Origin of the sequence: Amycolatopsis orientalis DSM 40040 = KCTC 9412 (assembly GCF_000478275.1) — a bacterium.
In the GTDB taxonomy this organism is placed as follows: Bacteria; Actinomycetota; Actinomycetes; order Mycobacteriales; family Pseudonocardiaceae; genus Amycolatopsis; species Amycolatopsis orientalis.
Map to the genome: position 1 here is coordinate 358,536 of NZ_ASJB01000064.1, position 23,106 is coordinate 381,641.

Below are 23,106 nucleotides of genomic sequence, written 5' to 3' on the forward strand. Positions count from 1 at the left end.
CGTCGACCCGTGTGAGCCAGCTCCCGCACAGGCACCGGACATAGTCGAGCCTCCCCTGGGACATCCGCTGGGACTTCGTCGCGCACCCGGGCAATTCGGCCAGCGGCCAACCACACCGCGGACAGCTGTTCTCTTCCATACCCCGATCGTGCTGTAATGACTTAATGCACTTCAACCCTTACGGAGGTGCGGCCGCCCAGATCGCCACCGACCTGATCAACCTGGGCGACGCCGCCGGACCGGCCGAACTGACCGCGATCTTCAAAAACCGCATGACGGTCGCCGCCGTCCAAGAGCACGAGGCGACCGAGATCGTCACCTGGACCAGAAGACTCCGCCGCGTCTTCGAGGCCGACCCCGCGGCACGCGTCGACCTCGTCAACACGCTCCTCCGCGACTCCGCCTCCAAGCCCTACATCTCCACCCACGACGGCAAAGCACCCCACCTGCACTACGTCGACGCACAGGCCGGCACCGTCGGCCGGGTCCGCGCCTACACCGCCGGAGGACTCGCCCACCTCGTCTGCGACGCCCCGGACCGCTTCGGCGTCTGCTCCCGCGAAGGCTGCGACACGGTCTACGTCGACACCTCCCGCAACGGACGCCGCCGGTTCTGCTCCACCCGCTGCGCGACCAGGGTCCACGTCGCCGACCACCGGACCCGGCAGGCGAGCTAGGACTCGGGAGCTGTGGCGCTACGGCATCGCGGGAGCTCAGCCTCCTGCGTGCGTGCCGTCGGGCGACAGGCCCAGCAGCGGCAGCCACACCGTGTCCACGATCTCGACGATCGTCTCGTCCGGAACCGCGCCCATGGCCATCAGCATGTCGTGGCGCACCAGGTCGAAGGGCAGGTTCACCACGCGTTCGGGGCTCGGTACCTCCGTAAGCTCGCCGCGCTCGACGGCGCGGTCGACGAGCTTCGCGAAGGGGGGCGTCTGGTCCGCGGGGCGTAGGCGGTTGCGCAGGTCAGCGAAGTCGGTGCCGGTCTCGCGAAAATAGTCCGCCAGCTGGATGCGCAGGAGTATCACCGTGCGGGCCCGCTCGGCGTTGACCGTGCGCAGGAGCGTGAGGGCGTCCTGGCGCAGGCTGCCGGTGTCCGGGATGTCGAGCGGACGCCAGTAGCGGGTCAGCGTGGCGATGAGGAGGTCTTCGCGCTGCGGCCAGCGCCGGTAGAGCACGGGCTTGCTGGTGCCGGCGCGTGCTGCAATGACCTCGTAGGTGAAACCGTTGTAGCCCTGCTCGACGAGCACGTCCCAGGCGGCTTCGGCGATCGCGTTCTCCAGGACGGCACCCCTGCGTCGCGTGGCAGTGCTCTCCGTGCGCCGTTCACTCACCACTGCTCCCGTACGTCCATGTTCACGCCATCCGGTCATGCGACTTAGATCCGCTTGCGTATCTTAACTCGCCGCCGTACGCTCGGAGCAATAAGATACGACATCGTTTCTAAGCGATGTGAACACGGTAAGGAAACACGCATGACCATGATCAAGGCCGCGCTGGTGGAGTCCTTCGACGAGCCGCCTCACTTCCGCTCCATCCCTGCCCCCGAGGCCGACCCTGGCCAGGAAATGGTGAACGTCCTCGCCGTCGGCGTACACCCCGCCACCCGCGGCATCGCCGCCGGGAAGCACTACACGAGCCCCAAGACATTGCCCGCCCTGGCGGGTGCGGACGCCGTCGTCCGCCGAGCGGACGGCAGCCTCGGCTACGTCATGCTCATGGGCGCCGGCACCTTGGCCGAACGCATCGCCATCGACCCGGCCGCGGTCATCCCGGTCCCGGACGGAGCCGATCCCGCACTCCTGGTCGCCACCATGAACCCCGCCCTGTCCTCATGGACGGCGCTGCGCACTCGCGTCCCGTTCCAGGGTGGACAGTCGGTCCTGGTCCACGGCGCGACCGGCAACGCCGGCTCGATGGCCGTCAAAGTGGCCAAGCACCTCGGCGCGGGGCGAGTGATCGCCGCCGGACGCAACCGTGCCCGCCTCGACGAACTCATGGACCAGGGCGCGGACGCCGTTGTTCAGCTCGTCCCCGACGAGGACGCCACCGCCGCCGCGCTCGCCGAGACCGCCGCGGAGGTCGACGTGGTCCTGGACTATGTGTGGGGGCCGCCCACCGAACTCGCCGTGCGCGCCGTCCTCGGCGCCCGGACCCAGCACACCCGTCTGCTCGACTGGGTACAGATCGGCGGCATGGGCGGAGACGCGATCACCCTGTCCGGGCACGCCCTGCGCTCCAACGCCTTCCGTATCCTGGGCAGCGGCTTCGGCGCGGTGGACACGCAGGTCATGCAGCGGGAGTTCACCGAGCTCGTCGCCGCAATCGCCGCGGGCGGTATGGCCGTACGCCCGCATCCGTTCCCGCTCCACCAGGTCGAGGCGGCCTGGGCCTACCAGGACACCCCCGGCGAGCGCACCGTCATCCTCGTTTGACACCTGCCCGGCCCGCTGCCCGAGCGCTGACAGCGTGCCCCTTCACCGGGCGGCTAGGCCATGTCCTGCAAGTCTAGATCGCGTACCGCCACGCCGTCAGCGCATGCGCCGAGAACCACGCCCCCAGCACCACCCACGCGACAGCCACCGCCACCGCCGTCCCCGTCCGACGCTTCGCCAACCCGATCGCGATCGGGATCAGCACCGGGAACGCCGGCAGGATGAACCGCATCTTCGCGTCCGGCAACCCCCGCGTACCGATCGCCAGCGCCAGCACACCGACCCCGTAGAGCGTCAACGGCCACGGCACCCGTGACACCACCGCCACCACCGCCAGCGCCACCGCCCCCAGCAGCAACAACACCGTCAGCGTGCTGAACACCGACTCGTCCGCGGTCAACCGGGCAAGCATCGACTCCCAGGTCTCCACCCCGAAATCGAACTCGGTGTTCCACCCCCGCAACTCGATGTCCTGCCACCCCGTCCAGCTACCCGTCCGGTACGCGACGAACCCCAGATACCCCACCACCCCCAGCGGCGCCACCACCACAGCCGCCAACGCGGGCCACCGCTCATCGGCCCGCCGGAAAACCGCGATCAACGCCGCGACGACGACCACCGCGACCAGCACCACCGCCGTCGACCTCGACAGCCCGGCCCCGAAAGCGCACAGCCCCGCCAGCCACCACCGCCGCTCCAGCACCCCCACCAGCGCCCACACCGCGAACGCGCAGAACAACGCCTCCGTGTAAGCCATCGAGAACGCGATCGCCATCGGCGCCCCGGCCCACAACGCCACCAGCAGCAACCCGGTCCGATCACCCCGCGCCGACGACACCGCCCGGCCGATCCGGATCAACCCGCACGCCAGCACCGCACCCGCCAGCATCGACACCGTCAACGCCGCCACGACGACGTCCAGCCCGAGCCACATCACCATCCCGACGAGCTTCGGATACAGCGGGAAGAACGCCATCGGCGCATCCGAATACGGCTGCCGCGCCGCGTCCAGCGTCCCCGGCAGATCCGCGTAACCATGCACCGCCAGCCGCAGATACCACTGCCCGTCCCACGCCGTCAGCCGATCGGTCAACGTCATGCCCCGGCGCGAGGCCAGCAGATCGAGCAACTGGACACTGGCCGTACGGATCACCAGGTAGAGCAGGATCGCCTTCGGATACGGCGCCCCGGCCAGCCGATCGAGCACTCTCTCGAACACACGCGCCGTACGCCCGGACTCGGGCACCACAGGAGGATCGGCGGGCTGATCAAGATCATCGACTTCTCGGAGCACGGCACCGAGTGTCCACAATCCGGAGTGATCCCGCCGTTCGATCACGGATATTGGCACGTCGGAACACGTGGGAAAGCCCACAACCCCCGCTTGTGACCCCACCCGGATCTTGTGTTTCCCAGCACCCGCCCCCGGCTCCTACGTTCGAAACCATGAGCGAACAGAACCTCGACGGATCAGTGGCGGTCATCGCCGGCGGCGCGAAGAACCTCGGCGGACTCCTCGCCACCACCCTCGCCGCGGCAGGCGCGAAGATCGTCGTCCACTACCACGGCGACGCCGCCGCGGCCGACGCCGAAAAGACCATCGAAACCATCCACGGCACAGGCTCCGAAGCCATCGCCGTCCAAGGCGACCTCACCCGCGTCGCCGACGTCCGCCGCCTCTTCGACACCGCCATCGACACCTTCGGCCGCGCCGACATCGCGGTCAACACCACCGGCATGGTCCTGCGCAAACCCATCCTCGAAACCACCGAAGAGGACTACGACCGCATGTTCGCGATCAACGCGAAAGCGGCCTACTTCTTCATCCAGGAAGCCGGACGACGACTCTCCGACCACGGCAAGATCATCAGCCTCGGCACCTCACTGCTCGCCGCCTTCACCGACGGCTACGCCACCTACGCCGGCGGCAAAGCCCCACTCGAACACTTCACCCGGGCCGCCGCCAAGGAATTCGCCGACCGCGGCATCTCCGTCAACGTCGTCGCCCCCGGCCCGATGGACACCCCGTTCTTCTACCCGCAGGAAACCCCCGAGCGGGTCGAATTCCACAAGTCCCAGGCCATGGGCGGACGCCTCACCGAGATCGAGGACATCGTGCCCATCATCCGATTCCTGGCCACCGAAGGCACCTGGTTCACCGGCCAGACACTGTTCCCGAACGGTGGCTACACCACGCGCTGACCACCGCCACGCCCATACGCTGGACATGACGCCATAGAACGGACACGAAGGGAAACCCCGGCGTGGGCCTGGACCTGTACAAGCTGAACCACCTCATCGCCGTCGCCGAAGAAGGCAGCTTCACCCGCGCGGCGACCCGGCTGCACCTGAGCCAGCAGGCGCTGTCGACCTCGGTGCGCACGCTCGAGCGGGAAGTCGGCGTCCCCCTGCTCGAGCGGAGCGCCACCGGGGTCACCGTCCTCCCTGCCGGACAGGCTCTGATCGCCGACGCCCGCCTCCTTCACGGCATCGCCGACTCCGCCGTCCGGCGCGCCCGCCGCATCGGCCGGGGCGAAGCCGAACGCCTCCGCATCGGCCACACCCCCGCCGTCACCGGCGACGAGGTCACCGCCCTCCTGCGCGAACACCAGACCGACCCCGACCTGATCATCGACGTCAACCAGCGCTACCCCGACGAACTCACCGCGCAACTACTCGGCGGACAGCTCGACCTCGGCCTCGGCCGGGCACTCACCCCCGCACACGGCCTGATCGGCACCACCCTGATCCGGCAACGGCTCAACATCGCCGTCGCCGCGGCACACCCGCTCGCCGAACGCGCCGAAGTCCGGCTGAAGGACATCGAAGGCGAGGAGATCACCGTCTGGGGACACCCCGGCCGGTCCGGCTACACCGATCTGCTCGTCAACCTCTGCCGCGACGCCGGATTCGAGCCCCGCGTCCACCGCAACCCCATCCAGGGCACGCCGCCGGTCACCGCCGTACTCGACACCCACGGCGTCGCCTTCGTGACCGCCCCACCCGGACCGGCGGCAGGCGGCGCGGTCCAGGTCAAGGAGCTACAGCCGCCGGTCCACGTACCCCTTCAGGCGCTCTGGCCCCAGCACAGCACTTCCGACGCCCGCCAAGCCTTCCTCGCATCCGTCCAAGGCTTCTAGCCCGGCCGAGCCTCAGCGGCGCCGGCACGCCGGTCGTGGTGATCCAGCAGCTTCGCCAGCAGCTCGGTGAACCGCTCCCGTTCCTCGGGTGACAGCGGCGCCAGCAGCTCTTCCTGACGCTCCGCGAGCTGCTTCTCCAGCCGCCGCAACTGCCGTTTGCCCGCGGTGGTCAGCGAGATGACGTTCCGCCGCCGGTCCGCGGGATCCGGGGCGCGCTCGACCAGTTCGCGCTCGGCGAGCTCGTTGATCGTCGCGACCATCTCGCTGACGTGGATGCCGCTACGGCGGCCCAGCTCGGCCTGACTGGCCGGCCCGAACTCCTCCAGCGTCGCCAGCACGCGGTAGTGGTACCCCCGCGCGTGGACGGCGGAGAATCCCTCGGTCACCAGGCGATGCGCGTGGTTCGCGGACTGCGTGAGCAGCCAGCTGGGCAGCTCCTGCCACCGGGGATGCGTCTCTTCCGAAGGGGCCTCCATGTGACCAGTCTAACGAATCGTTGGGCGGCCGAACGATTCCGGTATCGTTGGGGCACCAAACGTTGGGCGCATGAACGTTTATGTGCCGAATAAACCACCGGGAGCCCGAGACCATGATCAAGCCCTACCGCGTCGACATCCCCCAGGCCGACCTCGATGACCTCAACGACCGGCTCGCCCGCACCCGCTGGCCGAACGAGGTCGCCGACGCCGGCTGGGACTACGGCTTCCCGCTAAGCCGGCTCAAGGAACTTGCCGAGCACTGGAGAACCGGCTACGACTGGCGCGCCCATGAAGCCCGGCTCAACGAACTTCCCCACTTCACCACCGAGATAGAAGGCCAGAACATCCACTTCGTACACGTCCGGTCCGCGAACCCGGACGCGCTCGCGCTGATCCTCACCCACGGCTGGCCCGGATCGTTCCTGGAGTTCCTCGACGTGATCGGGCCGCTCTCACGCGACTTCCACCTGGTGATCCCGTCCATCCCGGGATACGGCTTCTCCGGCCCGACCCACGAACGCGGCTGGGACATCACGCGGATCGCCCGGGCCTGGGCCGAACTGATGCGCCGCCTCGGATACGACCGCTACGGCGCTCAGGGCGGCGACTTCGGCTCGGGCATCTCGACGGCGCTCGGCGCGGTGGCTCCCGACCGGGTCATCGGGGTGCACGTCAACTATCTGCCGACCCGGCCGGATCCGGACGCCGGGGTCGAACTGTCCGAAGAGGACGAAGCCCGCCTCGACAAGGTCCGGCGGCTGATGGCCAATCGCCCGCCGTACCAGGCACTACAGGCCGCCACTCCGCAGACCATCGGCTACGCGCTGACCGACTCGCCGGTCGGCCAGCTGGCCTGGATCGCCGAGCGCTTCGCACAGTGGACGGATCCCCGTTCGCCGATCAGCGACGACCGGATGCTCACCGACATCTCGCTGTACTGGCTGACCGCCACCGCGGCTTCATCGGCACGACTGCACCACGACGCCCCGCGCGGCACAGTGGAGTGCCCGGTACCACTCGGCGTGGCGGTGTTCCCGCACGACATCACGCAATCGGTGCGACCACTGGCCGAGCGGCTGTACGACATTAGGCACTGGTCCGAGTTCGAGCGCGGTGGGCACTTCGCCGCGATGGAGGTCCCTGGCCTGCTCGCCGAGGACATCCGGAAGTTCTTCCTCGGCCTGCTGAAAAAGTAGTCTGGCCGGCCTCGTGGCTGGTCTTCTTTGGATGATTGAGTGGTTTCAACCGTTCCGCGGCGGTATAGGTCGTTATACACTTCAAGAGGATCACTGAATTACCGGAAGTTCGGCCGTCTCGACCGACTTCCGGTCCTCCAAGATCCACTGCTTGGCGTTCTCGATGTGCCGAGGCATCGGGGTGCTGCCTCGTCGGCCTCCGCCACCGCCAGGGCCTCACAGACGGTCAGTCTCTCCCCTCCCCCGGCCGGGTTTAGCGAAGGTGCTTGTCGTTCAGCCGAGCGCTGCGATCAGCCCGATCGTCAGCGACGTCCTCTCCGGAATGTGCGCGACGAGCACGTGTTCGTCGCGGGCGTGGGCACCGCCGCCGACCGCGCCGAGCCCGTCGAGCACCGGACGGCCCAAGGCGGACACGAAGTTGCCGTCGCTCGCGCCGCCCACGGCGGTCTCCTCCAAGTCCCAGCCGTGTCCGGCAGCGACCGTCCGCGCCTTCGCGAAAAGCTCCCGCGACGGGTCGTTGGGGGTCATCGGCGGACGGTTCCACTCCCCGTCGACCGAAACCGTCACCCGCGGCTCGCTGGCGGCCAGTTCCGCGAACACCGTGTCGATGCGGTCCATTTCGGACGATTCGGCGACGCGGACGTCGACGCCGCAGGTCGCGTGACCCGCTGTCACGTTTCGCCCGGTGCCACCGGAGATGGTGCCGACGTTGACCGTGGTGCCGTGTTCACGGGAGCCCGCGACGGCGAGCCGCCCGACGATCTCGGCGAGCGCGTGGATCGCGCTCGCACCCGCGTACGGATCCAGTCCCGCATGCGCCTCGACGCCGGCGACAGCCACGTCGAACAGGCCGACTCCTTTCCGCGCGGTCTTGAGCTTGCCGTCCAGCGACGCCTCGAAGACGAGCGTGGCGAGTGCTCCCTCGCTCGCGGCTTCGATATGCGGCCGGGAGAACGGGCTGCCGATCTCCTCGTCGCCGTTGAAGAGGAACTTGACCGTCGGATGCGGAAGCCCGAGTTCGCGAAGGCCCCGCAGCGCCCAGACCGACTGCACCAGGCCGAGCTTCATGTCGAACGCGCCGGGTCCGGTGATCCGGCCGTCCTCGGCGGTGTACGGCCACCCGGCCAGGGTTCCGGTGGGCCAGACCGTGTCGTAGTGGCTCAGCAGCAGCACCGTTCCCGGCGTCGTTCCCGGATAGGTCAGTTCGAGGACGTCGCCGCGGACCGGGTCGGTGTGCCTGGCTTCGACGCCTGGGGTGCCGAGCCGCTCGAAGACCCAGGCGCGGAGCGCGTCGAGTCCTTTGTCGAGCATCGGTTTGTCGTAGCTGTGCGTCTCCAGTTCGACGATCGTCCTGAGGTCGTCGAGCATCGCGGGCAGGGCCGCGCGGGACCATTCGGTGGGTGACAAGGGAATCCTTTCTAGCGGACAGGGGCGCCGGGGCCGAGCGGGATGCCGAACACCCAGAACACGAAGAACAGCAACGTCCACACCACGAGCAGCGCGAACGAAAGCGGCACCGTCATCGAGAAGAGCGTGCCGATACCGGCCGAACGCCGGTAGCGCTGGAGGAAGCCCAGCGCCATCACGAAGTACGGGCTCATCGGCGTGATCGCGTTGGTGCACGAGTCCGCGATGCGGTAGAGGGCCTGGGTGGTCTCGGGCGGGATGTCGAGCAGCATCAGCATCGGCACGAACACCGGACCGATCAGGGCCCACTGCGCCGATCCGCTGGTGACGATCAGGTTCACCAGGGTCACCACCACCAGGATGCCCAGCATGATGACCGGACCGGAGACGCCGGCGGATTTGAGCAGTTCCGCGCCGTTGATGGCGGTGATCTCGCCGATCCCGGTCCACTTGAAGTAGGCCAGGAACTGGGAGATGGCGAAGAACAGCACCAGGATCGGCGCCATCTCGCGGAATCCGTGCGCCATGAACCCGGGGATGTCGCGGCTGCTGGTCACCGTTCCGGCGACCTTGCCGTACGCCCAGCCCGCGGCCAGGAAGCCGAGCGCCAGGAAGATCGAGATGGAGGTCAGCAGCGGTGATTCGACGAGGCTTCCGCCCTTGCCCCGCAACGGGGACGACGAGGGCAGCACCGCCAGCACCAGTGCGAGCACGAAGACGACCAGCGCGATGAGCGCGGCGAGCAGGCCCCGCCGTTCCTGGCGGCCGAGTTCGAGCGAGCCGAGGTCGTCCTCGTCGGCGTCGTCGTCGACGGGCATCGCTTCCGCGCGCCGCGCGAGCACCTTCTCGGTCACGAGGGTGATCACCGCGGCGAGTACGACCGACGAGGCCAGCGAGAAGAAGTAGTTGGACAGCGGGGTGACCACGTAGGCCGGGTCGATCGTGTGCGCCGCCGCCGTGGTGAGCCCGGAGAGGATGGCGTCGGTCGGCGTGATCAGCGGACTCGCGTCGTACCCGGCGGAGATGGACACGAACGCGACCACGATGCCGAGGATCGGGCTCCGGCCCACCGCGCGGAAGGCCAGCGCCCCCAACGGGATCAGCACCACGTACGCGGCGTCGGAGGCGACGTGGGAGACCATCCCGGTGAACGCCAGCGCGAAGGTGACCCAGCGCGGAGACACCTTCGAGACGCCGGAGCGGAGGACCGCGGCGAGCAGGCCGGACCGCTCGGCGACCGCCACCCCGAGCATGACCACCAGGATCGTGCCCAGCGGCGGGAACGAGGTGTAATTCTTGACCGCGTCGGTGACCATCATCCGCACGCCCTCGCCGGACAGCAGATTCTTCGCCTCGACGGCCTTGCCGGTCGCCGGGTTCAGCGCCGACACGCCGGCCTCGCTCAAGCCCCAGCTGGCCAGCGCCAGCACCCCGCTCAGGAGAACGAACAGCCAGAACGGATGCGGCAGCTTGTTGCCGACGCGCTCGACGACGTCGAGGCCGCGCAGCAGGAGGTTCATCGGACGTGAGGACGCTCTGGTCTGGCCGGCACTCAACGGTGTGGCTCCTTTCCGTGGGCGGGCTCATTACAAACTCACGCGAACGAATAGTGCAACCGTTTACTGATAGACGCACAGATCAGTCACATGGCTGCAAGTTATGACTGATACATTCATCCGGTGTTGACCGAACCCGACCTCGACCTGATCGCGGCGCTTCAGGTCGCCCCACGCGCCTCGGTCGCCGTACTCGCCGAGGCCCTGGGCGTATCCGCCAGCACGGTGGGACGGCGGCTGCTCCGGCTCGAGGAGCAGCGGATCCTGCGGGTGATCGGCCAGGTCGACTGGACGGCCAGGGCGCGGGGCAACCCGCGGCATGTGTGGGTCACGACCGAACCGGGCGCGTCGGGCTCAGCGGCGAAGGCGCTCGCCCGGTTTCCCGAAGTCCAGCTCGCGGCGGAGACGGCGGGCCGCTCCGACGTCTATCTCGCCGTGCACGTCCCGGACCGCGCCCAAACGCGCGAACTACTCGCCGAGCGGATTCCCGGTGTCCCCGGCGTGGCGGGCACGCATTCGGAACTCGTGCTGCGCGCACTGACCAGGGCCCATTCCTGGCGCCTGCACCGGCTGAGCGAGGACCAGCACGAAATCCTCTCCCGTGAGCTGGTCACGCCCGACCCGTCCGGGAGTTTCGACGCCGACAAGGCCGGCCCCGACGAGCGGCGGCTCATCGGCCTGATGGCCGGGAACGGAAGGATCACCGCCGCCGAGGCCGGCCGGATGCTGAACCTCAGTCAGTCCACGGCCTACCGGCTGATCCAGTCGACGCTGCGGCGTGGCGTCGTCCGGCCGCGCGTGGAGGTCGAACCGGCGCAACTCGGCTACGAACTGGAGGCGGTCATCGCGCTGACCATCGCCCCGGGCGCCATCCAGACGGTGGCCGAGGAGCTGGCCCGGCATCCGTCGGCCCGGTACGTGTCGATCGTCGCGGGCACCGCTTCGGTCATCCACCAGGGCGTGTTCCGGAACGAGGACGAGATGGCCGACTTCCTCACCCGCGACCTCGCTCCCCTGCCCGGCATCACCGCCCTGCAGGTCTCCGTCGTGCTGCGCATGCTGCGCCGGTACTGGCTCTACCGCGAGGACGGCAGATTCGCGGCTGCCCCAAGGACCGAGAGTGGAAATTAGAGTTAGATCAGATATGGCGTGATCGGCTCTCTGCCGTGAAGGTCCCCTTACCTACCCTCAAGGTAGCGAAGGAGGCCTTCACTACCTGGCGACCTACGCGGGACTCCCTCACGAGACCGGGGCCTGTCCGCAAAGGACAGTTTTCGGCGACTCGGCGTCCGGTTGAGGCCTAAGGCACGTTCCCGAACGGGGTCGTGAGTGGCAAAGAGCGTTCTAACGCTCCTTGCCACTCACGACCACCTCGCGAAAACACGCAAAAGGCCCAAGTCGGACACTTATCTTCAGAAAAGTGTCTCTTATGGACACTCGGAGCCGCGGCCCGGTTTCCGTAAGCCAGTCTGGCCCCTCGCCTGAGCACGACACCTTTGCCTTACCTCTCAACAGAACCGCTTGGGCGCCAGCGGGCAAGCAGGCGAAGTCCCGTTCGCGGTACGGGGCCGTGACGCGGTTCAAAGCCCAGTCACTCCCCTCTCCCGCAGCGCGAGCCGCAGCGCCCGAAGGCCGTAGTGAAGCCGGGACCGGACGGTTCCGGGTGGCACGTCCATCATGATGGCCAGTTCGGTGACCGATTGCCCCATGTAATAGGCGCGGACCAGTACGTTCCGGTGGTCCGGTGTCAGCTGGGTGAGCGCGTCGGCGACCAGCCACGAGGTCAAGGCGGACTCGGTGGGGTCGGCTCGCCTGCCTTCCGGCACCCGTTCCGAGCCGACCTCCCGGCGGGCACGGGCGCTGCGGCGGTCGTCGATGACGATATTGCGGGCCACCGTGTAGAGCCATGCCCGCGCCGCCGCGACCTCTTCCTCCAGGATCCGCGGGTTCTTCCACGCCCGCAACAAGGTCTCCTGCACAACGTCCTGCGCCAGCTGCTCGTCGCCGGTGAGATGGCGTACGTAGCGGAGGAGGGGTACCGCGTTCGCGTCGTGCAGGGCGCACAACAGCGCCGTGTGACTCTGGTTGATGACGCACCTCCTACGCCCGGTGGAACGTCGGTTCACGCTTGGCGAGGAACGCCGCCGTACCTTCGCGCATATCCGGTGTCGTGAACGCCTCCCGGAACGCGGCCAACTCGATGTCCAGTCCTTGAAGGACATCTCGACCGCGGGCGGCGTTGATCACCGTCTTGCACAGCGTGACCGCGGCGGGTGAGTTCGCCGCGATCCGGACGAGGGTCCGGTGGGCCGCGTCGAGCATCTCCTCCCTGCTGTCGAAGATCTCGTTGACCAGCCCGATCCGGTTCGCCTCCACCGCATCCACGTGGCGGCCGGAATAGATCAGCTCACGGGCCCGCGCCGGGCCGATGAGCCGTTGCAACCGGACACAGCCGCCGAACCCGGGGATCAGGCCGAGCAGCACTTCCGGCTGGCCGAATACCGCTTTACGGGTCGCGTAGATGAAGTCGGCCGCCAGTGCCAGCTCGCATCCGCCGCCTAGGGCGTATCCGTCCACGCAGGCCACGACGGGGACGGGAAGGTGTTCCAGCAGATTCATCACGGCCTGGCCGAGCCTGCCGAATTCCTCTCCCTCGTCCGGTGTCATGGCCGCCATTTCTCGGATGTCCGCACCGGCGACGAACGCCGGTCCGGGCGCGGCGGTCAGGATCATCGGTTTGGTCACGCGGGCGAGAAAGTCCCGCAGTTCGCCGAGTGCCCGCCGGGACAGGGCGTTTCGGGCGGCGGGACGGGTGATGGTCAGGGTGACGACGTTCTCGGTCTCCCGGATGTCGAGCGTCTCGTAGTCCACAGTGAACTCCTCACGAATCCCAGATCGCACCGAAGGCGGGAATGCCACGGGTCTCGAGTTCTTCGACGACGTGCCAAGTGGTCTTCTTGTTGGAGATGCAGATGACGGCTTCGGCGCCGGAAGACAGACAGGCCTGATAGGCCAGCGTCACCAGATCCGGTTTGCCGGCGCGGTCGGTGTCCCAGACGATCGCGTCGGGCTGCACCGCGAGGATCTCGTCGACCAGTGCGTCGCCGTAGGTGTCCCGCGGGCGGCGGGCCGACCAGACCAGCACGGCGGGCGTGTCGCCGGAAAGCAGGTGGGGCAGGCACGGCCCGATTCCGCTGCCGGTGGCGACCCAGACCACCTTGCGGAACAGCTTGTCGATGTTGCCGACACCGGCGGTCGGGATTCCCTTGACCCAGACATGGGACGGCAGGTCGTCGATGAGCGATCCGGTCCAGTCTCCCGCCCGGGAGATGGTCAGCCGGAACCCCGCCCGGCCCGGAGCGGGCACATTGGCGAAGGAATGCCACTCCAGCAGCGGGTTCCGGCTCACCGATGTGGACGAACCGGCGAAGGGCGTGACGCCGTAGTCGAACCACACGAGGGCGACGTGCCGGGATGGCCGGTCGATCCGGACCGGGACGCGCCGCAGCCGTAGCCAGGGCAACGCGACACTGGCCACGACGATCAGCAGGACCAGCACGGTCAGCGGGCCGCCTGACGGCACCGAGTGCACCGCGAACAGGACGAGGACGGTCCAGCCGCAGAAGCGATGCGACCGTTCGAACCGGTCGTGGCGCCGGGCCCGCAGCGATGGCAGGGCGAGGACGATCATCGCGACCAGGATCGCCGCGATGATCCAGGTCAGCACCCTCGATGGAGCGCTGAAGGGGAACCAGGCGGTGGCGCAGAGGGCGGCGCCGACATGTGCGCCGCCGAAGTGGTACACCTTGCCCATGGTCCAGCGGATTCGCAGTGGCCAGTGCGTCGGCACGCTCGTGGCCAGCCGGAACAGCAGGTTGATGACGTACTGCTGGCGGATCAGCACCGCGAGGGCGAAATCGGCCAGCACCATCGACGTCGGCTCGGCGAACGGGATGGCCACGATGTTGAGCAGGACGATCACGGCGGCGAGCCGGTTGTGGTGGGTGAACGGGCGGCGTTTGAGTCTGGCGCGCAGTGATCGGCCGGGCGCGGGCAGCACGGACCGGATGGTCGTCATGCGACGGTTTCCAGCCGGGACAGCAGGGCGCGCCGGTCGACCTTGCCGCGATCGGTCATCGGCAACCGGTCCACCGGGACGATCAGCGTGGGCAGGCAGTAGTAAGGCAGGCGCTCTTCGATCGCCCGCCGCACGAGTTCGGGTGCGACGGTCGCCGGGGTGACGAAGCCGATCAACCGGTCTTCGTGCAGGACGGTGGAGGCGCGAGCGCAGCCGATGGTCTGCTCCATCGCCGAGGTGATGGCGTCCAGTTCGACGCGGAACCCGCGTAGCTTCACCTGGTCGTCGGTCCGGCCGTGGTGCTCCAGTTCGCCGTTCGCCGTCCATCGCCCCAGATCGCGGGTCCGGAACATTCTGTTCGCTCCGCCGAGAAACGGATCAGGCCGATATCTTTCCCCGGTCAGCGTGGGGTTTCCGAGGTAGCCGGCGGTGACGCAGGCACCTCCGGCCCACATTTCGCCGATCTCGCCGATCGGACAGGGCCGAAGTCCGTCGTCCAGGATGTACACCGTGGTGTTGGGGATCGGGCGGCCTATCGTCAGGGTGCCGGAGTAGCGCTGGACGGTGTTGACGATCGTCACTTCCGTGGGGCCGCACGAGTTGTGGAAGACCGCGGTGCGCGACCACGTCGCGGCCAGCGAAGGCGGGCAACGTTCGCCGGCGACGGCCACCGTGTGGACGTTCGCGCACCGCGACGGGGTCAAAGTGGACAGAACGCTCGGCGTCGCGATCACGACGTTCAAGGTCGCGGCGGTCCGGGTGATCTCCTCACCGCGGATGACCAGCGTTCCGCCGTGGGACAGCGTCCCCAGGATTTCCCAGGCCGCCATGTCGAAGGCGATGTTCAGCAGCTGCCCGACCCGGTCCCCCGGCCGGATTCCCAGCGAGCCCGGTTCGGTGAGCAGGACATTGCACAGGTTCGCGTGGGTGACCTGGACGCCGTTCGGCTGTCCGGTGGTGCCGGAGGTGAAGATCACCATCGCCGTTTCCCCGCATGACCGGGCTTTTCGTGGAGCGGTGCTGTCCGGTATGGAGTCAAGGGGGACGACGGTGCCCAGTCCGCCCGGCAGTTCGTGCGCGGTCGTGGTCAGTACGACGCGGATTCCCGCGGTGCCGACGATCTGTCTCAGCACTTTCGGCGGGGTGATCCGGACATCCTGTGGCACATACGCGGCACCGGCTTTGAGCACGGCCAGGATGCCGACGACCATGGACAGGGAACGGGTGAGGAACAGGCCGACCCGGTCACCGGGCCGGACACCGAGGTCGATCAGCAGCCCGGCGAGGCGATCGGCCCGCTCGTCGAGTTCCCGATAGGTCAGCTGACCGCCGAGGTGTTCCGCGGCGATCGCGGTGGGACACCGGAGCGCCTGTTCTTCGATGGCGTGGTGGATTCGGCGGAATGAAGGCGCGACCGTGGCACCGGAACCGAAACGCTGAAACAGGATTTGGTCGGCGGTGTCCAGTCCTTGCAACGCGGAGAGCCGAAACGATGCTGTCACTGTGGATGCGCCTTTCGGGCGGTCTGTCGAGTCAACCGTTCCGAACGAGAAAGGATGGCCATCTGTTCAATGAATCCGCTGGTTTGTTCGGGTGACGGCGGAAATGACCCGAGTGTCCGTCCGAAAACCGCCATGTGCGGCGGATCACTACTCCGGGCGGCACAACAACGCGTCGGCACTGGTCAGCGGCGCATCTTCGGAAAGCGCTTTCCGTACGGCGTGACGATGACCTCACCGGTCCCATTCCGAGGGTCGCCTGGGCGCTGGGTAGCATCGGGGTATGCCATCGCGATTCGAGGGACAGCCATCATGGGCCGTCCGGTGACTAAGCGCTTAGTAGCTCTCGGTGACTCGTTCACCGAGGGGGTCGGGGACGAGGACCCGTCGTCGCCCAACGGCGTCCGAGGCTGGGCCGACCGCGTCGCCGGTCAGCTCGCGGGTAACCACAGCGGTTTCCGCTACGCCAACCTCGCGATCCGCGGCAAGCTCCTCGGGCAGGTTCTCGCGGAGCAGCTCTCGCCCGCGCTCGCGTTGAACCCTGACCTCGTGACGTTCTACGCCGGTGGTAACGACCTGATGCGGCCGAAGGTCGACATCGACGCCCTCATGGACGACTACGACCACGCGGTCGGTGAGGTCGTCGCCTCCGGGGCGCGTGTCGTCCTCTTCACCGGTGTCGACGGTGTGGAAGACGCGCTGTTCCGCAGGATCCGGGGTCGCGTCGCGATCTACAACGAGCACGTCCGCGGTGTCGCGGCCCGCCACGGGGCACTGCTCGTGGATATGTGGGCGATGCGCCAGCTGCGGGACAGGCGTCTCTGGGCGCCCGACCGTCTGCACCTGAACTCCCTGGGGCACAACGAGATCGCCATCGCGGTGCTCGACGCGCTCGGCGAACCGCACAAGCTCACGCCCGCGGAACTCGGACCGCGGCCGGTACTGAGCCCGCAGGCGCGGCGCGCGGAGAACCTCCAGTGGGGCAGGGAACACGCTGTGCCGTGGATCAGGCGACGGCTGCGCGGTGAGTCCTCGGGCGACGCGCTCGCGCCGAAGCGGCCGTCGATGGATCCTTACGCCTGACGCGGCCGGAGACCGTCGAAGAGGATGCAGATCGTCCGGGTCCGCAGCTCGGGACCGGCGTATTCCGCAGCCTTCGCCGTCCCGATGATCACCGGGATCAGCTCGTCGACGATGAGGTCCTTGCGGACGTCGCCGGTGTCCTGCGCACGGCTGAGCAGCACTCCGAGCGCGTCCTTCAGCCGGACGCCGATGACCGAACCGGCGGACGGAACGGTGACCCCTGCGGCCGCCAAGGCCTCGAAGTAGGCGTTCTTGGCGTCGGCCATCTCGATCCAGCCGGTCAGGAAGCCGAAGAACGCGGCCCCTGGGTCGGGCGAGTCCTCGGCCACCGTGGCCTCCGCTTCGTCGGCGAAGCGGTGAAGCCGCGCGAAGAGAACGGCCTCCAGCAGGGCTTCCTTCGTCGGGAAGTGCCGGAACACCGTGCCGACCCCGACGCCTGCCTCGCGGGCGACCTCCTCGGTGGGCGCACTGGTGCCCTTGGCGGTGAAGACGCGCTCCGCGGCCTCCAACACCCGGGTCCGGTTACGGCGGGCATCGGCTCGGAGCGGTTTCTCGTCCGTCACAGCGGGGATCCTAGACCCGATGTCCAGAGCCGGTGTGCCACGGTCTCGTGAGTGGTAATGACGGTTCTAACCGTCATTACCACTCACGAGACGCGGTCGCCTACTCGTCGGGCATTTCGGCCAGCACCCGTGCCAGCGCCTTCGGGACGCCGGTGCGCCAGCCGCCGCCCATGATCCGGCGTGACATCCGCTGGAACTCGTCGTCGGGGTCGAAGCCCTCGTGACTGAGGAAGAGCCGCGTGCCCCGGCCTTCGGGTTCCAGCCGCCAGGTGACCGTCCATTCAGGACCCCAGGCGATGCTGAGCAACCGCTCCGGCTCGACGGCCAGCACCTCGCAGGCGACCGGCCCGCCCGCGAACCCGGCCGCGGGGACCGGATCCGCGAGCAGTTCGAACCGGTGGCCCACCACGGGTTTGATGTCGTTCGGCATCCGCAGCCAGCGTTCCAGCAGAGCCGGTTCGGTCAGTGCGCGCCACACCTTGCGCGGCGGATGCCCGAGAAACTGGTCGACGTGGATGGCCGTCGGATCTTCGCCGTTCAGAACTCCTCCTCGTCCAGCAGCCGACTCAGACCGCCGAGTTTGCCGCGCCAGTACCGCTCGTACGGCGAGAGCCAGTCGGATACCTCTCGCAGCGGCCCCGCTTCCAGCGAGTAGACCCGGTTGCGGCCCTGCCGTTCTTCGCGGACGAGCCCGGCTTCCCGCAGCACCCGGAGGTGTTCCGACAGGCTCGGCCGCCGCATGTCGAAGCGTTCGGCGATATCCCCCGCCGCCCGCGGGCCTTCGAGGAGGATGCCGAGAACCTCCCGCCGGGCCGGGTTGGCGAGGGCGGCGAAGACGTCGTCGTTGACCGGCATCAGCGTGGCCAGTCGCCGTAACCCGACGGTTCGAGCAGCCCCATCGCGTTGCCGTCGGGGTCCTTCAGCGAGGTCACACGTCCCCACGGCATCTCCTCGGCGTCACCGACGTCGAGGCCCTGGGCGCGAAGCTCCTCGATATCGGCGTCGACGTCGGCGGTGCTCAGCTGGAAGTGCACGCGCGCGTCGTGATCGAGTCCGCCGACGGGGCGGTCGACCAGGACGATCCCGGTTTCCGCCCCCTTCGGGCCGACCATGACGAACCGTCCGTGCGGGCCGCTGACGTCGACGAGCAGGTCGAACCCGAGCTTGCCGACGTAGAAGTCCTGCGCCCGCGCCAGATCGGTGACCGGCACGGTGAGGAACTGGATCCGGTTGATGTTCATGCCGCGACAATATGTAGGAGATTTCCTACGTGTCAACTCGGCGGCGTCCGAGCAGCAGCCCGCCGGCACTCGCCGCGCCGGCGCTTCCCAGCGCGATGCCCCATCCGATCGGACCGAGCGGCGTGCAGCCGAAGAACTGGCTGACACCGGGCGTCTGGATCAGCACGGCCAGCAGCGCCGCGGAACCCAGTCCCGCGGCCAGCACGGTACGGTCGCGTCCGCCGATCAGCAGCGTCTGCCCGAGCTGCGTACCGATCAGCGAGGCGAGCGCGACGGTGCTCGCGCGCCGCCGCCTGCCGGTCAGCCGCGCCAGGGTCCACGCGGTCGACGCCCCCAGCGTCGTCGTCACTGCCCGCGTGGTGATGTCCCGCCGCAGCGCCTTGCCGAGCGAGGCACTCGGGCCCTCCCGCAGCAGATCCGGCACCGCCTCGCCATCCGGCCTGCTCAGCGCGATGGCCAAGGCGGGCGCCAGATCGGTGAGCAGGTTCATCAGCAGCAGCTGACGCGCGGTGAGCGGGGACCGCCCGGTGACGGCGGAACCGAGCACGGTGAACGCGATCTCCCCCAGGTTCCCGCCGAGCAGGATGCCGAGCGCTTCCCGCACCGACGCCCACATCGCCCGGCCTTCGATCATCGCGGCGACGATCGTCTCCAGCCGGTCGTCGGTGACGACGAGGTCTGCGGCCGCCCTCGCTGCGGGCGTACCGCGTTGCCCGAGCGCGATCCCGACGTCGGCGAGCCGGATCGCGGGCGCGTCGTTCGCGCCGTCGCCGGTCATCGCGACGACCCGGCCGATGCGCTGGTACGCCTGGATGATCCGCACCTTCTGCGCGGGGCTGCACCGGGCGATCACGTCGGCGTCGGCGAGTTCGCCGTCGAGGTCGGCGTCGGCGAGTTCGTCGATCCGGGCGCCGGTGAGCACCTTGGTGTCGCCGTTGCGGCCGGTGATCTCCTCGGAGACGGCCTCACCGGTGGCCGGATGGTCGCCGGTGATCATCACCGTGCGGACCCCGGCCTCGCGCAGCCTTTCCGCGGCGGGTGCGGCGCTGTCGCGCACCGGATCCGCCAGGGCGACGAACCCCAGCAGCTCGAGATCGGCGACGTCGTCCTCGGAGATGTCCTTTGTGGACACCGTCCGCTCGGCGACGGCGAGGACACGATGCCCGGAGGAGGCCAGCCGTTCCATCCGTTTTTCCAGCCGTTTGCGGGTTCCGGGACCGATCGGCTTGCCGCCGTGACGGGCGCAGCGCGGTACGACTACCTCCGGCGCGCCCTTGACGCACAACAGGTTCCGTCCGCCGAGCGTCCCGTTGGTGGCGTGGAATCCGCGGGACGGCTCGAACGGGACCGCGGCGATCTTCTCCCAGTCGCCGGCGTCCACCCCCGCGGACAGACCGCCTTCGAGGACCGCCTGATCCGTATGATGCGGCAGCTCCTCCGGGTTCTTCGCCCGGGGTGTCGCGCGGACGGCGGCGGTCAGGATCGCGCGATGGCTCTCGCGCAGCCGTGAGATCTCCGCGCTGCCGCGCCCGTCGTCGATCCGGGTGACGCTGAGCCTGCCTTCGGTGAGCGTGCCGGTCTTGTCGAAGCACAGGACGTCGACCCGCCCCAGCGCTTCGATGGTGCGGGGATTGCGGACGAGCGCGCCGTGGTCGGCAAGCCTGCGGGCGGCGGCCAGCTGCGCGGCGTTGACCAGGAACGGCAGGCCTTCCGGCACCGACGCGACCGCGAGATTCACCGCGGCGCCGAGGCTTTCGCGCAACGGGACGCCCCGGATCAGGCCCGCGCCCGCGACGGCGGCCGCCGAGCCGGCCGCGACCGGCAGGGCCTGTTTGGTGAGCGACGCGAGCCGGGTTTCGACGCCGGTCTCGGGTGCGGCGCCCCGCGCGGCGGCCAGTCCCCGCCCGACTTCGGTCTGGTCGCCGGTCGCGACGACCACGGCGGTCACCTTCCCGGCGGCGACCGTGGTGCCCTCGTAGAGCATCGACGTCCGCTCGGCGAGCTCCGCGGCCACCACCGGGGACGGATCCTTGGCCACCGGCAGCGATTCGCCGGTCAGTGACGATTCGTCCAGCTCCGCGCCGGTCGCCTCCAGGACCCGGCAATCCGCGGGCACGACGTCACCGGAACGCAGCGAGACGACGTCGCCGCGCACCAGGTCGTCGGCGATGACGCGCTGTTCCGAGCCGTCCCGCACGACGGTGGTCACGGTGGCGGACCGCTCGAACAGCCCGGCCAGCGCGCGTTCGGTGTGGACCTGCTGCGCGCTGCCGATCAACGCGGACACCCCGACGATCCCGGCGACCAGCGCGGCGTCGACCGGGGAACCGACCGCGGCCGAAACCGCCGCCCCGCCCGCCAGTACCGGGGTCAGGGGATTGGACAGCTCGGCGAGGAAAGCCTTGGCGACGCTCGTGGTCGCGCCGCCTCCTCCCCCCGCGCGTCCCGCCGGGGCACGCCGCCGCGCCTCGTCCGCCGCGAGACCACGCGGGTCCGAGCCGAGCCGGTCGAGGACGAGTTCGGCGGGCATCAGATGCCACGGCGGTGCGACGCGGGCCGCCTGAGCCGTTTTCCGTGCGCCGGTGAGGTTCCGTGCCCGCCAGATCCCGTCGCTGAACGCCATGAGGGCTCCGGCGTTCACCGCGCGGAGGCTGCCGGCGGCGGGCTTGCGCCGGGCGCTGAGGGCGGTCACCGCGCCGATGCCGCTCGCGATGGTCGCGAAACGGGTCGAGTCGCGCACGACGGTCCGGGCCGCGGTGACCGCTTCGACGAGCAGGACGGCGGTGCCGATGTCGCGCTTGACCAGCAGATGCGCGCCCCACGGTGGCGGGGTGCCGTCGTCGTGTACGCCGATCCCGCAGTCGGCGGCCCCCAGGGCCCGCCGGTCGCCGGAGACGAGCATGACCACACGTCCGTCGGCTTGGAGTCGCCGGACGTCGTCGAGCAACCCGTCGCCGCCCTCGGTCTGGACCACCCGCAGACCGGCCGCGTCGGCCGCCGAGGACAGGGCGTCGACGTCCGGCGAGAGTTCTTCGGCGACGGCCAGCAGCCCCTGCAGATGCCCGTCGCGGGCCAGGCCCAGCACGACGGACGCGCCCTGGTCCACCATCCGCTGTCGTTCGCGGGCTCCCTTGCGCCCCGTGAGGTCCAGCTCGTCGACCGGCCCGAGGACCCAGTCGCCGTCACGCCGGACCACCTCGGGTTTCTCCTGATCGAACAAGCCGAAGGCGACGGCGGTCAACTCCCCCGGCTCGCTGCCCGGCAAGGGCACCAGATCGCTGAGCACGTTCCTCCCGGCACCGAGTGCCGCCGTGTCGATGACCAGCGTGTCGAGAAGGTCCAGCCTCCGCAGCACGGACCGGTCCATCACCAGCGTGCCGCGCCGGGCCAGAACTTGGCCCAGTTGAGCGGAAAAGGCCGCCATGCCGTTCGACGGCGCCTTCGGCAGGGCCGAGAACCCGACGGCGGCGGCCCGCCTCGGCCCGGCGAAGGGCAGAGTCACCGCGGCGGCGGCCGCCCCTGCCGCCATGGACCGGCGCGAGTGAAGGTCCGCCGCGCTTTCCGGGAGCGGCCGCGGCCGGTCGCCCACCACCGACTCCGCGCCGGCGTGCTCGCGTTGCCGCACCAGCCGCGACTCGGCCTCGCACCAGGCACGCTTGTGCGCCTTGGCCTCCCGCCACTGGGTGCCGCGGACCATGATGTCCAGCACCGTGCCCTCGCTGCGGGCTGCCAACCCGTGTGCCAGCGCCGCCCCGATCGACGTGGCCGAGTCCGCCCGCTCGTGTCCGCGGAGTTTCCGGTCCGCCAGGGCACGCAGCTTCGGATGCAGATCGACGACCGACGCCAGCGCGGCCACCTCGGTCGGCAACGGTGCCCACGGCATGATCTTCGAAGCCGCCGACAGCACCAGGCCCGCCACGTCGGCGGCGAGTGTGGACGGGAGCCGCGTCGCCTTCGCGCCGTCGGCCGGATGGTGGAGTTCGTCCTCCTCGATCCGCTCGGCCTCACAGGACGGCTCCGACTCGGCTCGTTCGACCGCGCGGACCAGGTCCAGCCGTCGCGGCGCGGGCTCCCCGACCGCGACCACCACCCGCGACGTCGGCGCGTTCACCTGCGCCCACCGCACCCCGGGGATTTCGGTCAGTGCCCGTTCGACGCGCCGGGCAACGCGGGCGCCGTCCGGTCCCTTGACGCCGTGCGTCTCGATGTAGAGCTTGCCGGGACACGACCAGACCGCGCGGCGCGGGCCGCGCCCGGGGATTCCTTCGAACGGTACGAGCGCCAGTCCGGCGAGCCCGCGCGCGACCCGCGCAGCCGTCCGCATCGGCTTGGGGAACGGGACGCCCAGTACGTCCACGGTCTCCGGGTCGGTCGGCCGCATGCGGCATCCTCCTCGCGCCAGGGGTCGTTGTTGATCTCCCCGGGTACC

Annotated in this window: 21 protein-coding genes; 7 read left to right on the forward strand and 14 right to left on the reverse strand. The window is 69.2% G+C overall.

Features of this window, described 5'->3' with window-relative positions; genetic code table 11:
* The first annotated feature begins 164 nt into the window (after positions 1-164).
* Positions 165-677, forward strand: coding sequence for a CGNR zinc finger domain-containing protein (locus L324_RS23325; protein WP_037312293.1), 513 nt, complete (start codon positions 165-167; stop codon positions 675-677).
* 36 nt (positions 678-713) lie between these two features.
* On the opposite strand, the gene L324_RS23330 is transcribed toward L324_RS23325, so the two are convergent.
* Positions 714-1,334: a TetR/AcrR family transcriptional regulator gene (locus tag L324_RS23330; RefSeq protein ID WP_037312641.1), complete on the reverse strand. Its 621-nt coding sequence runs from the start codon at positions 1,332-1,334 to the stop codon at positions 714-716.
* A gap of 141 nt (positions 1,335-1,475) precedes the next feature.
* On the opposite strand from L324_RS23330, the gene L324_RS23335 reads away from it, so the two are divergent.
* Positions 1,476-2,435 carry a quinone oxidoreductase family protein gene (locus tag L324_RS23335; protein WP_037312296.1) on the forward strand — a complete coding sequence of 320 codons (960 nt, stop codon included), beginning with the start codon at positions 1,476-1,478 and terminating at the stop codon, positions 2,433-2,435.
* A gap of 73 nt (positions 2,436-2,508) precedes the next feature.
* Here the strand turns inward: L324_RS23335 and L324_RS43905 are convergent, their stop codons facing one another.
* Positions 2,509-3,642, reverse strand: a complete 1,134-nt coding sequence (locus L324_RS43905) for a glycosyltransferase 87 family protein (RefSeq protein WP_268871947.1) — start codon at positions 3,640-3,642, stop codon at positions 2,509-2,511.
* A 239-nt stretch (positions 3,643-3,881) separates the two neighbouring features.
* Here L324_RS43905 and L324_RS23345 point away from each other — a divergent pair, with 239 nt between their 5' ends.
* Together L324_RS23345 and L324_RS23350 are read left to right on the forward strand one after the other, a co-directional pair.
* Positions 3,882-4,637 carry an SDR family oxidoreductase gene (locus L324_RS23345; protein WP_037312299.1) on the forward strand — a complete coding sequence of 252 codons (756 nt, stop codon included), beginning with the start codon at positions 3,882-3,884 and terminating at the stop codon, positions 4,635-4,637.
* A 62-nt stretch (positions 4,638-4,699) separates the two neighbouring features.
* The gene (locus L324_RS23350) at positions 4,700-5,575 is read left to right on the forward strand and encodes a LysR family transcriptional regulator (RefSeq protein WP_037312302.1); all 876 of its coding nucleotides are present in this window, start codon (positions 4,700-4,702) and stop codon (positions 5,573-5,575) included.
* On the opposite strand, the gene L324_RS23355 is transcribed toward L324_RS23350, so the two are convergent.
* Positions 5,572-6,051 (reverse strand): MarR family winged helix-turn-helix transcriptional regulator, encoded by a 480-nt coding sequence (locus L324_RS23355; protein ID WP_037312306.1) that lies wholly within the window; start codon positions 6,049-6,051, stop codon positions 5,572-5,574. The two genes, L324_RS23350 and L324_RS23355, sit on opposite strands and share 4 nt — an antisense overlap.
* Positions 6,052-6,164: 113 nt before the next feature.
* Between L324_RS23355 and L324_RS23360 the strand changes: the two genes are divergently transcribed.
* Positions 6,165-7,250, forward strand: a complete 1,086-nt coding sequence (locus L324_RS23360; RefSeq protein WP_037312309.1) for an epoxide hydrolase family protein — start codon at positions 6,165-6,167, stop codon at positions 7,248-7,250.
* Between the two features lie 273 nt (positions 7,251-7,523).
* On the opposite strand, the gene L324_RS23365 is transcribed toward L324_RS23360, so the two are convergent.
* Together L324_RS23365 and L324_RS23370 are read right to left on the reverse strand one after the other, a co-directional pair.
* Entirely contained in the window at positions 7,524-8,618 is a 1,095-nt protein-coding gene (locus tag L324_RS23365; RefSeq protein ID WP_051174072.1) for a M20 family metallopeptidase, read from the reverse strand.
* Positions 8,619-8,668: 50 nt separating this feature from the next.
* Positions 8,669-10,177, reverse strand: a complete 1,509-nt coding sequence (locus L324_RS23370) for an AbgT family transporter (RefSeq protein ID WP_037312315.1) — start codon at positions 10,175-10,177, stop codon at positions 8,669-8,671.
* Between the two features lie 159 nt (positions 10,178-10,336).
* On the opposite strand from L324_RS23370, the gene L324_RS23375 reads away from it, so the two are divergent.
* Positions 10,337-11,344 carry an Lrp/AsnC family transcriptional regulator gene (locus tag L324_RS23375; RefSeq protein WP_037312319.1) on the forward strand — a complete coding sequence of 336 codons (1,008 nt, stop codon included), beginning with the start codon at positions 10,337-10,339 and terminating at the stop codon, positions 11,342-11,344.
* 449 nt (positions 11,345-11,793) lie between these two features.
* On the opposite strand, the gene L324_RS23380 is transcribed toward L324_RS23375, so the two are convergent.
* The 4 genes from L324_RS23380 to L324_RS23395 are packed head-to-tail and all read right to left on the reverse strand — an operon-like array spanning position 11,794 to position 15,793.
* Positions 11,794-12,303, reverse strand: a complete 510-nt coding sequence (locus tag L324_RS23380; protein WP_037312647.1) for a sigma-70 family RNA polymerase sigma factor — start codon at positions 12,301-12,303, stop codon at positions 11,794-11,796.
* Between the two features lie 10 nt (positions 12,304-12,313).
* Complete coding sequence (locus tag L324_RS23385; protein ID WP_037312322.1) at positions 12,314-13,084, reverse strand: enoyl-CoA hydratase/isomerase family protein; 771 nt, start codon at positions 13,082-13,084, stop codon at positions 12,314-12,316.
* A 10-nt stretch (positions 13,085-13,094) separates the two neighbouring features.
* A complete protein-coding gene (locus L324_RS23390; RefSeq protein WP_037312326.1) occupies positions 13,095-14,291 on the reverse strand; it encodes an FNR domain-containing protein in 1,197 nt (398 codons plus the stop codon).
* The gene (locus L324_RS23395) at positions 14,288-15,793 is read right to left on the reverse strand and encodes an amino acid adenylation domain-containing protein (protein ID WP_051174059.1); all 1,506 of its coding nucleotides are present in this window, start codon (positions 15,791-15,793) and stop codon (positions 14,288-14,290) included. Before L324_RS23395 ends, L324_RS23390 begins: the two co-directional genes overlap by 4 nt.
* 309 nt (positions 15,794-16,102) lie before the next feature.
* Here L324_RS23395 and L324_RS23400 point away from each other — a divergent pair, with 309 nt between their 5' ends.
* Entirely contained in the window at positions 16,103-16,873 is a 771-nt protein-coding gene (locus tag L324_RS23400) for an SGNH/GDSL hydrolase family protein (RefSeq protein ID WP_037312331.1), read from the forward strand.
* Here the strand turns inward: L324_RS23400 and L324_RS23405 are convergent.
* The 5 genes from L324_RS23405 to L324_RS23425 form a co-directional block, all read right to left on the reverse strand.
* Positions 16,864-17,436, reverse strand: coding sequence for a TetR/AcrR family transcriptional regulator (locus L324_RS23405; protein ID WP_037312334.1), 573 nt, complete (start codon positions 17,434-17,436; stop codon positions 16,864-16,866). The genes L324_RS23400 and L324_RS23405 overlap by 10 nt on opposite strands.
* A 100-nt stretch (positions 17,437-17,536) precedes the next feature.
* Positions 17,537-18,028 (reverse strand): SRPBCC family protein, encoded by a 492-nt coding sequence (locus tag L324_RS23410; RefSeq protein ID WP_268871949.1) that lies wholly within the window; start codon positions 18,026-18,028, stop codon positions 17,537-17,539.
* A complete protein-coding gene (locus tag L324_RS23415; protein WP_037312339.1) occupies positions 17,974-18,291 on the reverse strand; it encodes a metalloregulator ArsR/SmtB family transcription factor in 318 nt (105 codons plus the stop codon). Before L324_RS23415 ends, L324_RS23410 begins: the two co-directional genes overlap by 55 nt.
* Positions 18,291-18,677, reverse strand: a complete 387-nt coding sequence (locus tag L324_RS23420) for a VOC family protein (RefSeq protein WP_037312342.1) — start codon at positions 18,675-18,677, stop codon at positions 18,291-18,293. The genes L324_RS23415 and L324_RS23420 overlap by 1 nt, the downstream gene beginning before the upstream one ends.
* Before the next feature lie 25 nt (positions 18,678-18,702).
* Complete coding sequence (locus tag L324_RS23425) at positions 18,703-23,058, reverse strand: cation-translocating P-type ATPase (protein ID WP_037312345.1); 4,356 nt, start codon at positions 23,056-23,058, stop codon at positions 18,703-18,705.
* Positions 23,059-23,106 lie beyond the last annotated feature (48 nt).